We start from the raw sequence: 13140 nt of genomic DNA on the forward strand, positions 1-13140 counted from the left end.
GTAAATGAACAAAGCCGGTAGTGAAGCAACGGAAAGGGGGCGACCACTCGTATGCAGCCGCCCCAATCCGTGGTTATCGCTAACGTGTGATTTTAACGACTCTCTTTAGAGCGGATCTTGCTGCGGGCGCAGCATGAAGATGCCTTCGCCAATGCTGTTGACGAGGATCGTTCCGCTTTCGAAGTACGGATAGTTACTCCACGACCCCGAAAAGCCCGGTCCTTCTTGATAGGGCGCCGTATCGAACTGGCCGATAAGTGCAGGATTCTCCCGATCGGTGATATCCATCAGGTGGAGTCCGGCCCGGTAGTTCGAAAGGTACATCAGGTTATCCTTAATGTAGATGTTGTGCGTGCTCGCGGTGGTATCGAAGAAGTACTCTTCGACCATCTGTGGATCTTCGAGGTCTTCCAGATCCCAGATGAGCGTGCGCGTGTTATCCACAAGCCCTTGCAGCTCGTCGAGCTCATCGTTCATGTAGAAGTAGCGCATATCTTCGTCGAGCCATCCCTGGTGGGTGTAGCCCACGTTGGGATAGCTGCTTACGGAGATCGCCTCGGGGTTGTCTTTATCCGTTACATCGGCGATGCTCAGGTGCGTTTCGTTGGATCCAAAGCAAAGCTCGCGTCCTTCGTAGCGCTCGTCGGGGCCGTCGTAGATGACGCACTGCACATCGTGGCTATAGCCGGTGCCGCTGCGTCCGGTGCGTTCATCGGCAAAGCAGCCTTTGAACTCGGGGTTGAGCGGGTCGCTGATATCGACCATGTGCAGGCCACCGCCGCAGGTTTCACCGCCGCCGCTGCTTCCTACGATGTACGCGAAGTCAGTTTCCTCATTCACGTGCACGTTGTGTGCACTGTTGATGCGGTCGTAGAGCACGGTAGGCTCAAACGTGGCGGGCTCGTCAGTATCGTAGTACTCGCGCAGTTGCGTCAGATCGAAGATCTGCATGCCGTGCTCTCCGGCGTTATCGGAGACGGTATACGAGTAATTGTTGTGCACCTTTGTGTCGCGCCAGGCGCTAGAGCTAGCGCCTTCGGTCATCGGAAGTTCGCCGAGGAAGACCGGATTGACCGGGTCGGTAACATCAACAAACGCAAGGCCATCGGTGCGACCCACGAGTCCGATTTCGCGTCCGGTTTCTGGGTCCGTCCAGCCCCACACGTCATTAGCACTGGTACCGCGTTCACCGCCAATGTCATGGAGCGGCAGGAAAGAGAGCAGGTCGATGTTGTCGCATTCGAAGGCCCCTGCTTGACCGTCTTCGCAGGCCGCTTCTTCGCCGGTGTGCGCTTGCAATCCGGCATCGATGGCGCCTTCAATGCGCTGATGGGCAATCCATGCACGATCGGCATCGGGCCGTAGGATTGTTGCTACGCCTGCTCCGTCATAGGCACCGGGCTGTCCGGCAGCTACAACGTGTTCGCTGGCGGCGAGCGTACTACCGAGCCCGCCTTCTGCCTCTTCGACATCGGCACGGTGGGGGGCCGACCAGGCTCCGTCTTCGTAGGTAGCGTGAAACAGGGCCCCGCGCTGGCTATCGGCATTGGGAGCGCCGAACCAGGCCGTGTGTCCATCAAAGGCGACCGCGGTACCAAACCGAGCGCGCTGCACCTCGTCGGTTGTCAGCGTTTCGGTGTGGGCCCAGGTATCGCCATTCTGCTCAAACACAAACGCCGCTCCGTTGCCTCCATCTTGACGCGAGGCTCCGGCAATGAGCTGTCCGTTGTGCACGGCAAACGAAGCGCCAAAGCGCGCACCGCCCGTCAGGTCGTCGTGGGTGATGGCCGCGGTTTGTGTCCACGCTTCGCCGTCGTGGGTGAAGCTATAGATCGTTCCATTATCCTGGCTGGGCGCACTTACGAACACTGTGCCGCCGTCTACGGCGACATCGGTGCCAAAGCGGGCTTCTTCAGTCAAGTCGTCGGCAGCAAGACGGGCTTTATCCCATACGCCATTATTTTTCCAGAACACGAGCGCAGTGCCTGTGTCCTCATCGTGGCGGTCGGCACCGACCACAACGAGATCCTCGCCGCGTGCTACGCTGCGGCCAAACCCTTCGGCAGGGTCCATGGGGCGGAATTGGCTAGACTGACGCCAGGTGTCATCGGAAGGGCGGAACAGATAAACCGTTCCGTAATCGCCCGCGCCGGGGGCTGTGATGGCCAGTCCATCAGAGCCGGCAGCAACAGCGGTTCCAAAGCCGTCGCCAACTTCGCCACCGGTGGCTTGGATGCGCTGGTGTTCATCGTATGCATCGTCTCCGCTGGGAGCAAACACATAGAGCAAACCCGGTGTGTGCATCATGTCGGGTTCGCCCACAAAGACGTGCTCGTCGTGCACATCGAGCGCGCGGCTAAAGCCATCGGCCTGGCCTACCGTGCCAGACGCGGTGCTTTGCACCACCGCGGGTTGCAATCCAACAAGCAGCAATACGCTGCATAGATAAGGTAAAAGTCGATTCATGTCGAGTCGGGGAAGCGAAACGTGGGAAAAACGAACAAGGCTACAGAGCATCTCTTTGCGCCGGGCCGGCACGCGGCCTTCCGGCAGTGGGAAGAGATCTAGGCTCGCAGCACACGCCCTATAACGGATGACAGCAGGCCAATCGTGCCGTGGCAAACCAATCTGCCAAGCCGCTGCGTTGCATGTGTATAATATACATGTTGAGTGTACATGTTGAGTAGCAAGCCTTTTCGTTATAGGAACAGCCTCGTGAAAAGTTTGAATCAGAGATGGAGGGTGTTACCGATAACTGATACATATTGTGGATGGGCGCTCAAAAGGAACAGAGCCTTTCATGCGTCCGTTACGCCCCCGTAACTGCGCATCTATAACGAATCGTCGCGCTGGTTTTTGTCCTCACCGTCTGTTTGTATGTATTCTTCGCACCGCGTTGTCTACTACGTCTTTCTCATGGCTTTGGCCGGAAGCGTAGCATTGACAGGCTGCACCTCCACACAACCCATTGCCCACGACTCGGCCCAGGAAGCGTACGAAAAGGCCAATCAGTACTTTGAAGAGGGCGACTACGATCGCGCTATTGAATACTATCGTGGGGTATTTCAATATGGGCGTGCTACCGAGTGGGCTGCCTACGCCCAGTATGAGTTGGGACGCGCCCACGAAGAACGAGGCGACTACCTGATTGCAGCCACCGAGTACAACCGGTTTACCCAGCTCTACAGCAACCACGAGTTGCTTCCCGATGCTGAGTATCGACGCGGGCTGATGTACTACAACGAGTCGCCCCATTACAAACTCGACCAAACCGATACCGAGCGGGCGATTGCAAACTTCGAGCTTTTCCTGAATCGGCATCCAAACCACACGCATGCCGAGGATGCGCAAGAAAAAGTGCGAGAGCTACGCGGCAAGCTGGCCCGCAAAAAGTACGACGCTGGGGCGCTCTACGAACGCCGACGCATGTACCGCGCGGCCACCTACACCTATGAGCAGGTGTTCGACCAATATCCCGAAACCGATTATGCCGACCGCGCACTGGTAGCAGCTATGCGGTCGTACATTGACTACAGCGACCGCAGCGTGCCCGGACGCCAAGAAGAGCGTCTTCAATCAGCTCTCGACATCTATGAGCGCCTCACCCAAGTCTTTCCCGACAGTCCGGTCCTCCGCGATGCAGAGCGGCAGTACGAGCGGGCCCAGTCGCGCTTAGAGCGCTTCCAAAGCGATGAAGACGCCCTCGCCGATGACGCTTCGTAGTTGACTGTTTTGGAGGCGGTGCTTCGGGTCGAAATGCCGCTCCGCTGCTCTCTCATGGATGCCTATGCATGTAGCTCTCTTTGGCGGCTCGTTTAACCCCCCGCACCTTGCCCATCTCATTGTGGCCGAGGTGGCCCGCGATCAGTTTGGATTCGACGAGGTGTGGTGGATCCCCAATGCGACCCCGCCCCACAAACGCGGTGCCACCCTTGCACCTGCCAACGACCGGCTGGCTATGACCAACGCCGCGGTGGCCGACCATGATCACTTTTCGGTGTGCGACATTGAGCTGCAGCGCCCGGGCGTTTCGTACACTGTAGATACGGTGCAGGCCCTGCAGGAGCAACATCCCAACACCGCGTTTTCGCTCCTCATTGGAAGCGATAGCCTCGATACGTTTCATCAGTGGCGCGCGCCCGACACCATTGCCGAATCCGCCCAATTGGTGGTGTACAAACGTCCAGGAGGCGCCCAATCGGTGGCTCACCCCCGGTTTGCCAACCAAGCCCGCTATGTGGCCGCCCCCATGCTCGAAATATCGAGCACCGAAATTCGCCATCGGTGCCGAAGCAATCGCTCCATTCAATACCTGGTTCCTCATGCCGTAGCGCAGTACATCCACACCCACAACGTATACTCCTCATCCTCGTAGTACTGTGTCACAGGTCAATCTTCGGGTTGCAATGCCTCCATTTTATGTTGTCATCTTGAGCGGAGCGGCTCCGCCTAGGAGACGCGGAGTCCTGACACGAGCGAAGCGACTGACGAACGCAGTGAGTAAAGATCTCCCTCGAAATGAGCAGGGCCGTTGGTTTGCCAGTAGCTGCTGAGCGCCGAGGAGATGGTTCGACGTGCTCCGGGCTGGGCCCGTCGCGTGCACTCTAAAAGCACTTCTTCCCTGCGGTCAGGGCGCTCACCATGACAGGTTTTTGGAGGGGTGGGACACAGCGTTTGGCACGATCTCCGTACCTTAACTTTCAGATGTGACACACCAGTAGGTTGGCTGCGCGTATGACTTCGCTCCTTTCCCTTCGTCGCCAGGCTGCCCGGCTCGTTATGGTGCGGCTGGGCTCCTTCCTAGATCCGGTGCGCACGGCCCACGACGACTGCGCTCGCGTGCGCGCCCTGTGCGACACCTATCCGCTGGGCGGCGTGCTGCTATTCAATGCCCGCTGGCCCGCGGTTGCCAACGTGCTCAGCACCCTGCAGGATGCGGCCTCGGCCCCGCTCTTAGTTGGAGCCGATATTGAGCGCGGCGTGGGCCAACAGGTCGACGGAGCCACCCTCTTGCCGCATGCGCTGTCGTGTGGTCGCGCTGGTCCGCAGGCCGTTCGCCTCCTGGCACGCATTACCGCGCTCGAAGCTGCAGCCTGTGGCATCCACTGGGCGTTTGCCCCGGTGGCCGATCTGCGCAACGAACCGCGCAACCCCATCATTGCCACACGCGCCTTTGGCGATACGGCACCGGAGGTGATCCCTGCTGTAACAAGCTATGTGGATACTGCGCAGACCCACGGGTTGGCCACCACCGCTAAACACGCGCCCGGACACGGACGCACCACAACCGACTCGCATGCAGAGCGCCCCTGCATATCGGCATCGGCTGCTACGCTGGCTGAACACGACGCGCGTCCCTTCCAAGCCGCCATTCAGGCAGGCGTGCCTGCGCTCATGACCGCCCACGTGAGTTATCCGGCCCTGGATCCACAGGAGCGCCCCGCAACGGCCTCCCCCCCAATCTTGCACGAACTGATGCGCACCCAGTGGGGATTTGACGGCCTCATCGTCTCCGACAGCCTGCTCATGGATGGCATCAACGCACCAGGACCGCAAGCCGCCGCATTGGTGGCTGCCGGGGTAGACATGCTGCTGGATCCCGCCGATCCAGAAGCTGTGATTGAGGGAATTGCGCAAGCCGTTCACGAAGGCGCCCTCAGCGAAATCCGATTGCAGCAAGCCGTAGCCCGTGTAGACCGGCTCGCAGAGTGGGTGAAAACAAACCGCCGTACCGGACTCTATCCCGATCCGCAGGCCGCCATGCATGTTGGGCGTCCGCTATACCACCGTGCCTCGCGCGCCATTGCCCGTGCGGGCCTTGATCAATCCCCTGGCTCCTCCAATCGTACCGTGCCTGGCCCCAATGACTTGATGGTGCGGCTTAGCGCCCGCCCGTCGCACCGCGACAACGACCAGGCCCTTCGAGAGGCGCTTGAGGCGGCTTGTCCCGGCACGCCCTACCTCACCTGCACTGCCGATGCGTCTCCCGAACACTGTGCCGATATCGCCCGTCGCGTGGCCGATGCACAGGCGGTGTGGACGTTTATGGCCGTGGAGCCCGCCGCCTGGCAAGACTTCCGGCTGCCCGATAGCCATGCCCCCGTGCTGCAGGCGCTACGTTCGCATCCCCACGTGACTGCCATTGCACTGGGAAGCCCGCACGTGCTGCAGGAGGTTCCCACAGCCGCAACCACGCTCTCCGTGCACAGCGACGTTCCGGCGGCCCAAGAGGCAGCCGTGGAATGGATTGCAACTACAGACACCGTAACGAACCCATGACGTACCCCCCATTGCTGAACTCCTGTCCGCACGATTAGGTACATGTACGCACGCTGTATTTCCACCCATTAACGAATGAACACGGTATGGCTGCTGTAGAATCGCACATGATCGAACTGGGCACCACCGCCCCTGCATTTGACCTGCCCATTGCAAATCCGGAGGTGGATGACCACGACGGGCCCCGCCGCGCGCTAAGCGACTACGATGATGCCGATGTGCTCGTGGTCATGTTCATTTGCAACCACTGCCCGTACGTACACCACGTTGAGCCTGCGCTTATCGAAACGGCTCGCACCTATGCCGAACAGGGCGTGCAATTTGTTGCGATTTGTGCAAACGACGCCGAGCGCTATCCGGATGACAGCTTTGACAAGATGGCGGATCGGGCACGCGACAAAGACTACCCCTTTCCTTATCTTCAGGATACAACCCAAGCGGTGGCCAAAGCATACGACGCCGCCTGCACACCCGACTTCTACGTGTTTGATGCCGATCGCGCTCTGGTCTACCGGGGACGCTATGACGAAACACGTCCCGACCAAGGCACAGCCCACGGCGCTGATTTGCACGCTGCGCTGGATGCCGTACTGAACGGTGAATCGCCATCGGATACCCAGCATCCTTCGATGGGGTGCAGCATCAAGTGGAAGCCCGGTCAGGAGCCCGCATAGCATGGCCTGATATGCAAATCGTTCTCTTTACAATGATGGACACTATGTTTGGTGGTTCAGTGTTTGACTCGTGGCCGCTTGCTGCGTTGGGAGCGGCCTTTTTTGCCTCCCTCTTTCTCGTTATCATGACGCTCATGGAGGCGGTTATTGGAAGCGGCGCCCAGGTAACGCGTGCGGGCATTGGGGTCACTGCTGCAGCATTTTTCGGATACCTGGGCACCGTCTTTTTCATCTGGTGGCGAGACGCCCACCCCGACAACGATGCCCCGTGACAAGCGGGCGGTACTTCGCGGCCATGAAGAAGATGCCGGGTTGATTGCAGCCAAGCACAAGAGAGGGTACGCGTTAAATGAGATCCTCCTCCTGCTGTGTCACACCTGAATGTTATGGTATGGAGTGGACTCGCGTTGAAGCATTTCAAACCAAATGTTCTGTCATGTTGAGCAAGCGAAGGGCCCCCAGGGCCCGAAGCGCGTCGAAACATCTCCTCGGCGCTCAGCAGCTACTGGCAAACCAACAGCCCTGCCCAGTTCGTGGGAGATCTTTACTCACTGCGTTCGTCAGTCGCTTCGCTCGTGTCAGGACTCCGCGTCTCCTAGGCGGAGCCGCTCCGCTCAAGATGACATCATTAAGACGGGGGTGTTGCAACCCCAAGATTGACCTGTGACACAGTACTCCAAGGGCATTTGCTGTTTAGCGACATACCACAGATCGCCGGGGACGCAAGCGGTCTCCGGCGATGGATTGTACTCACATCACACCGTTCCATAGCCCAGGATCAGAAGCGAAGCGCTGGGAGCACCGCGACCGAGTACTCCTGGGATGCGGACATCCCGAGCGGTCATTGAGCCACGCTAAACACGTACCCGCTGGAAAACAAACCGCTCTGGCCAGCCCAGGTCACAGATAGCAGCGTGGTGACATCAGACAGAGAATCATCTGAAGCCCATAAGCATTTAGATATATCCCTTGACTTTGCAGTGCGCTGCTGTGACCCTCTCTTGACTGGAAGCGGTTCCACACAGACCCGCGCTGTTCGTATCGTCCTGTGCACTCAACATTGGCCATACCACTATGGACTCCAACACCGCCTCTCCCGATCCCGTTACCGACACGCCTGCGGACGAGCGCTCAGCCTACGAAAAAGCGCCTGATGATGGCCAAGAGGTCGATCCGCGCTGCATCCCTCAAAACCTGGAAGAGCCTCCCCCCGTCGGCGATGACATTGAATACCCAGACTACGACGACGACCGCCATGAGATCTGGGGAACGCTCGTTGAACGCCAGCTGGAGCAACTCCCCGCTCGGGCCTGCAACGCATATATGCGTGGGCTGGACGTGCTCGACATCACTCCCAATCGCATCCCCAAGCTGAGCGCGCTAAGCCGCAAGCTGAATGACCAAACGGGCTGGGAGGTCGCCCGCATTCCGGGACTGCTCCACGAAAAAGACTTCTTCACGCTGCTGGCCAACCGCCAATTTCCCTCCACCGACTACGTGCGCGACTGGGACGAGCTCGACTACACCCCGGCCCCAGACTGCTTCCACGACATGTTCGGCCACATGCCCATGCTTACGCAGCCGGACTTTGCCGACTTCTACCAGCTCTTTGGAAAAGCCGCCCTCAATGCCGAAGGCGCCGACCGCCCTCGCCTGGAGCGCTTCCACTGGTTTACCGTTGAGTTCGGACTGCTCGATGAAGATGGGGACACACGGATCTTTGGTGCAGGCATCGTCTCCTCGAATGAAGAGGTGACACATGCGCTTTCGGATGAGGTCAAGAAGCACCCCTTCGATCCGGCCCACATCACTGAGAAAGACTACGAGGTATACAACCTGCAAGACGAGCTCTTCGTGATGGATTCGTTCGAGCAGCTTGTGGATGGCTTCCGCGATTGGACAAAAAGCCGCGGCCTACTGTAGCTCATCCTCATGGGTCTCACCTCCTGGTTCTCCATACGCAGAGCGAGGAGGTGAGGTAACCGAGACGCTGGGACGCCCCCATGAGCGTATCGACGCGCAGGGGCCAACGCGAGGGCGTACGTGCTCTGTCGCGTCAACCTTCGGGTTGCAACGTGCCCCGTTTTAATGATGTCATCTTGAGCGGAGCGGCTCCTTCGCGGAGCCGCTCTGTCAAATCCCGGAGGAAACGAATGTGTAACATTTCTACGAGGTCAACTACAAATCCTCCCAACATACGCTTTTCAACACCTCCCCATACTCGGTCAAAGCATCCAACCGAATTACGTAGACAAGAACACTATTCATTGCAAGAGCCTTTCATCTCATAGCATTTTTCAACATAGGTATTGCACTTTTCACGCCGCTCTTTATTTTAGTCGGTTGACATTGTGTATCAAAAATCCACTGCGCGGTATATGTGCAGATACACTGTGATCGTTTCCCACCGTTACGTCCCACCGTATGCCAGTGCATGAGCCCGATATGGTGTGATTCAAACATCGGCATAGCTGTTGCCTATACGGTGACTCCCAAATACGTTAGGAATATACCCAGAGTGAGATTTGCTCGGTTGCTCTTTTGAAACCGCTTCGCAAGCGGGGGCGCACCGGGCGCACACACAACGGAGTGCAGCCCACCTGGCAGTCCGCTGGATTTGGGGAACTATTTTTCTTACTTTCTGACTGGCACAATCTGTTCACGAATATTAATCATCAATGAGCGATAAGCCCAAAAATATATTTCGTATTGACATCGAACCGACTGACGATCACCCAGATCGACATCCGACGCATGGATGGCAGGTCCGAATCAAACGTCAAAAAAAGCAGCATACGAAGTACTTTTCGGATAAGCGCTACGGCGGAAAGCAGCATGCGCTCAAGAAGGCCATTGCGTACCGCGATACGCTGATCGAGGAGTTGCCCGATCCGATGGATCCTGTGAAGCGCTCGGCTGAGGCCCGCTCGAAAACAGGAGTTATTGGACTGAACTTCTGTTGGAAAGATGACGGCAGTGGAACTGCCAAGCCGTACGTACAGCTTAGCTGGCTGGAGGGAGACGGCACGCGCCGGAGTGCCGCATACTCTGTGCGCAAGTGGAACCTCCGCCGTGCTGTGTGGAAGGCTTGCGTCCGCCTACACAAAGCCCGCGCCGAGCATCAGACCGGTGAGGTGGAAGAGGTCAACGACATGTTTCAAACCGCCTATCCAAACATTCGGGAACAGTACAATGACGGTCCCGAAGGCGAAGGGCTGCCCGAGCACGATCCCGTAGCGCCCGAAAGCGCCGAAGCCACCGCATAGCTACGCTCGACGGTCGCCATGTCATTGCAAAGAGCGATAGCGGCGAGAGTGCAAGTAGGGGGGGCCACGGAGGGCCATGCACACCGGACCTGCCAAGTCTGCAGGGAGAGTGCTAAGATCCTTCCGCCTGCGGCGTCAGGATGACTTGTGATGGAAGGCAGGTGGACGTGACAGGCTTCTGCGACACCACGCATAGTTCACACGCTACAGACTCCCCTCCTACCGACACAGCCGGAAAGGAGGGGGGCCCGAAGGGCGGGGTGATCCGATACATAGTTACATGCCAGCAACATACCGGGGCGCGACACACTCGCCCTTCCCCCCTCCATCCTTCCACCCCTCCAAACCTCCCACCTGTATTTTATCGGATGCGTGCCGTACCTTGCGTACACCACCAGCCGTCTCGCATCCAGCCGTACTTACCCCGCCCATGCCTGCCCTCCTCCGCTGCGGACTCGTCGCTCTCGTTGGATGCCTCCTGTGGATGAACGCGTCTGTGGCCACGGCCCAGCAAAGCGGGCTGCCGTTCATCAACAGCGACCTGCATCTTCTCATCGACCGGTACCAAACGCGCGGCGTGCTACCCGGGGCCCCCTCCTTTCACCGCCCGCTCCGCGCCGAACATGCCCAGGTGCTGCTGGATTCGCTCGCGGCACACGCCCCCCTCTCCCCGACTGAACAACGCACGATCGACCGGATGCGCCATGAAGAGCCCGCGCCCGGGGCCCGGTGGCTGAACCGGCAGTGGAGCGCGCTCTACCCGAACGGACAGAACCTCATCCACGCCAGCGGCGACGGCTACCGCGTCACCTTCGACCCGCTCTACGACGGCTACGTCGGGCCAATTTCTCATGCGGGCGAGGACCCGCGCGCCGCCGATCTCGCCTGGCGCAACACCCGCGGCGTGCGGGTGGCTGGACACGTCGGCCTCATCTACTTCAACACCATCGCCACCGAAAACCAGCAGCAAGACCTGCGGAATGACTTTCAAATTAACAACGGAGGACGCAAAGGCACAGCCCCACGGGTCGGGTTTGTGCTGCAAAGCCCTGATGACACCATTTACGACTACTTTGATGCCACAGGCATCGTTGGAGTCGGAATGAGCGTTCTCGACATCCAGTTCGGGCGCACCTACCGACACTGGGGATACGGTATGAACAGCCTGGTCCTGTCCAATTATGCGTCGCCACACGATCAGCTGCAGATTCAAGCAACGTACGGGGCCTTTTCGTACACCACTATGTTTTCGCGCTTCATTGATGCCACCCGTGTTTCCAGTCAGCGTGGTGTCGGGGATGCGGTCCAGCCCCGCCGCTATGCCGCTTTTCATCGACTCGCATTTAACGCAAGCGATCGGCTTAGTTTCGGACTCTTTGAGGCCACTGTATTCGCACGCCGCCAGTCTCCTGGAGCACCGCCTAAAAGACTGCAAGCCAGCTACTTGAATCCAATCATGTTGATACGTACGGTGGAGTCGGCAGCGGGCGGCCCACACAATGTTATTACCGGATTCGATGCCCAGTGGCGCCCCATTGATGGACTCTCTGCATACACCCAGCTGGCGCTGAACGACTGGTCGCTCCAACATCTGGGCACCGATCACTGGAAGAACCAGTGGGCCGGACTCGTTGGCATTCACCTGGCACCGGGCCGCGCCTCCGCCTGGTCGATGCGCCTGGAGGGCAGCCGCATCCGTCCCTTTTTCTACACCGGACAGTTTGAGTTCGATACGTTCGCCCACTATGGCGATGGCATCGGACACAGCGCCGGGCCAAACAGCTACGACATCTCCACTCGCCTAGACTACCGTCCATCAAACCGCTGGCGCGCCGGACTCTGGTACCACCGCACCTGGCGCGGGCGCGGCACCGAGGAGCGCAATGTGGGGGCGGATCTCCGCCGTTCTACCGATACCCGAATTGGTGATCAGGCTACAATGCTCCAGGGCATTCGTCAGGTGGAAGATGGGTTGGATGTGCACGTAGGCTACGAGTTGTTGCCTGCGCTTTTTGTGGATGCGCAGCTTCGCGTCCTTCGCGTCGACGACGCCGAAGAAGAGCTTGATTCGTTCGTTGCCCCCACGCTGGGCATCCGGTGGGGCGTGCCGTTTCAGTCACGACGGTTTTAGGGGATCCAGACCTGACAGGTTTCGAAAACCTGTCAGGTCTAAGCCCCACTCGAGGCCGGTGCCACACGTGCAGGGTTGGCGTTAAGATCCTTATCCCCGACAGTGGTCGGTATCTGTTTAGCGCGACTCAATGACCGCCCGGGATATCCGCTCCTGATCCCCGGATATCTGGAACAAGTCGCTAAACACATACGTGGTCGGCACAAGGTACCCGTTTACGTGCAGCGGACCGAGTCGCCTTTAAGTAGGTTAGACCATTGATTATTCAATCGAACAACGCTCAAGAAAACAATGCCGAAAACAGTTGAAGCGGTGGTCGATGAGCACGGTCACATTCGTCTTTTGGAGCCGCTTACACTTCACGCCTCACAGCGCGTGCTAATCACGGTGTTGGAGGATGAGCCTGGAGCCGACACGCGCGACGTGAGCGAAACGGCCCTGCTCAGCGAAAAGACGCTCGCGGAGGACTGGAACCGAGACGAAGAGGATGAAGCATGGAAACACCTGCAGCCGGAGCAGTAGTTCTCATCTCGTTCCCGTTTTCGGACCTGTCTCGCTCGAAGCTCCGCCCGGCCGTCGTACTGGCAAGCGTGAGCCGGGACGATTACGTGCTCTGCCAGGTCACCAGCAACCCGTATGCGGATCCGAATGCCGTCGAATTGACGGAAGAGGATTTTCGAGAGGGCAGTCTACAGAGGGTGAGCTATGCTCGGCCCGGAAAGCTATTCACAGCGAACGTTGATTTGTTTGAGGGTCAAGCTGGCCTGTTGAGCGAGGAGGTGCGTAGTAA

10 protein-coding genes are annotated in these 13140 nt (G+C 58.7%); 9 read left to right on the top strand and 1 reads right to left on the bottom strand.

Annotated features, from left to right (window positions below; translation table 11 throughout):
* Positions 1-105: 105 nt before the first annotated feature.
* Positions 106-2466, bottom strand: coding sequence for a choice-of-anchor B family protein (locus tag ACZ5AL_RS12165; RefSeq protein WP_464510689.1), 2361 nt, complete (start codon positions 2464-2466; stop codon positions 106-108).
* Positions 2467-2877: 411 nt separating this feature from the next.
* Between ACZ5AL_RS12165 and ACZ5AL_RS12170 the strand changes: the two genes are divergently transcribed.
* The 9 genes from ACZ5AL_RS12170 (at position 2878) to ACZ5AL_RS12210 (ending at position 12872) form a co-directional block, all read left to right on the top strand.
* The gene (locus tag ACZ5AL_RS12170) at positions 2878-3723 is read left to right on the top strand and encodes an outer membrane protein assembly factor BamD (protein ID WP_464510691.1); all 846 of its coding nucleotides are present in this window, start codon (positions 2878-2880) and stop codon (positions 3721-3723) included.
* Between the two features lie 64 nt (positions 3724-3787).
* Positions 3788-4375, top strand: a complete 588-nt coding sequence (gene nadD / locus ACZ5AL_RS12175) for a nicotinate (nicotinamide) nucleotide adenylyltransferase (protein WP_464513298.1) — start codon at positions 3788-3790, stop codon at positions 4373-4375.
* A 359-nt stretch (positions 4376-4734) separates the two neighbouring features.
* Complete coding sequence (locus ACZ5AL_RS12180) at positions 4735-6279, top strand: glycoside hydrolase family 3 N-terminal domain-containing protein (RefSeq protein WP_464510692.1); 1545 nt, start codon at positions 4735-4737, stop codon at positions 6277-6279.
* 86 nt (positions 6280-6365) lie between these two features.
* Positions 6366-6953 (top strand): thioredoxin family protein, encoded by a 588-nt coding sequence (locus ACZ5AL_RS12185; RefSeq protein ID WP_464510693.1) that lies wholly within the window; start codon positions 6366-6368, stop codon positions 6951-6953.
* 11 nt (positions 6954-6964) lie between these two features.
* Complete coding sequence (locus ACZ5AL_RS12190) at positions 6965-7225, top strand: ABC transporter permease (protein WP_464510695.1); 261 nt, start codon at positions 6965-6967, stop codon at positions 7223-7225.
* Positions 7226-8027: 802 nt separating this feature from the next.
* Positions 8028-8876: a phenylalanine 4-monooxygenase gene (locus ACZ5AL_RS12195; RefSeq protein WP_464510696.1), complete on the top strand. Its 849-nt coding sequence runs from the start codon at positions 8028-8030 to the stop codon at positions 8874-8876.
* Between the two features lie 755 nt (positions 8877-9631).
* Positions 9632-10219 (top strand): AP2 domain-containing protein, encoded by a 588-nt coding sequence (locus tag ACZ5AL_RS12200; protein WP_464510697.1) that lies wholly within the window; start codon positions 9632-9634, stop codon positions 10217-10219.
* 430 nt (positions 10220-10649) lie between these two features.
* On the top strand, positions 10650-12350 hold the full coding sequence (locus ACZ5AL_RS12205; RefSeq protein ID WP_464510699.1) for a capsule assembly Wzi family protein: 1701 nt from the start codon (positions 10650-10652) through the stop codon (positions 12348-12350).
* Positions 12351-12641: 291 nt separating this feature from the next.
* Positions 12642-12872, top strand: a complete 231-nt coding sequence (locus ACZ5AL_RS12210; protein WP_464510700.1) for a hypothetical protein — start codon at positions 12642-12644, stop codon at positions 12870-12872.
* Positions 12873-13140 lie beyond the last annotated feature (268 nt).

It is taken from the genome of Natronotalea proteinilytica (assembly GCF_055379935.1).

Bases quoted from the DNA above. Each gene is read 5' to 3' on its own strand.
- ACZ5AL_RS12180 (WP_464510692.1), top strand. From the start codon at position 4,735: ATGACTTCGCTCCTTTCCCTTCGTCGCCAGGCTGCCCGGCTCGTTATG.
- ACZ5AL_RS12165 (WP_464510689.1), bottom strand. From the start codon at position 2,466: ATGAATCGACTTTTACCTTATCTATGCAGCGTATTGCTGCTTGTTGGA.
- ACZ5AL_RS12205 (WP_464510699.1), top strand. From the start codon at position 10,650: ATGCCTGCCCTCCTCCGCTGCGGACTCGTCGCTCTCGTTGGATGCCTC.
- ACZ5AL_RS12200 (WP_464510697.1), top strand. From the start codon at position 9,632: ATGAGCGATAAGCCCAAAAATATATTTCGTATTGACATCGAACCGACT.
- nadD (WP_464513298.1), top strand. From the start codon at position 3,788: ATGCATGTAGCTCTCTTTGGCGGCTCGTTTAACCCCCCGCACCTTGCC.
- ACZ5AL_RS12190 (WP_464510695.1), top strand. From the start codon at position 6,965: ATGCAAATCGTTCTCTTTACAATGATGGACACTATGTTTGGTGGTTCA.
- ACZ5AL_RS12195 (WP_464510696.1), top strand. From the start codon at position 8,028: ATGGACTCCAACACCGCCTCTCCCGATCCCGTTACCGACACGCCTGCG.
- ACZ5AL_RS12210 (WP_464510700.1), top strand. From the start codon at position 12,642: ATGCCGAAAACAGTTGAAGCGGTGGTCGATGAGCACGGTCACATTCGT.
- ACZ5AL_RS12170 (WP_464510691.1), top strand. From the start codon at position 2,878: ATGTATTCTTCGCACCGCGTTGTCTACTACGTCTTTCTCATGGCTTTG.
- ACZ5AL_RS12185 (WP_464510693.1), top strand. From the start codon at position 6,366: ATGGCTGCTGTAGAATCGCACATGATCGAACTGGGCACCACCGCCCCT.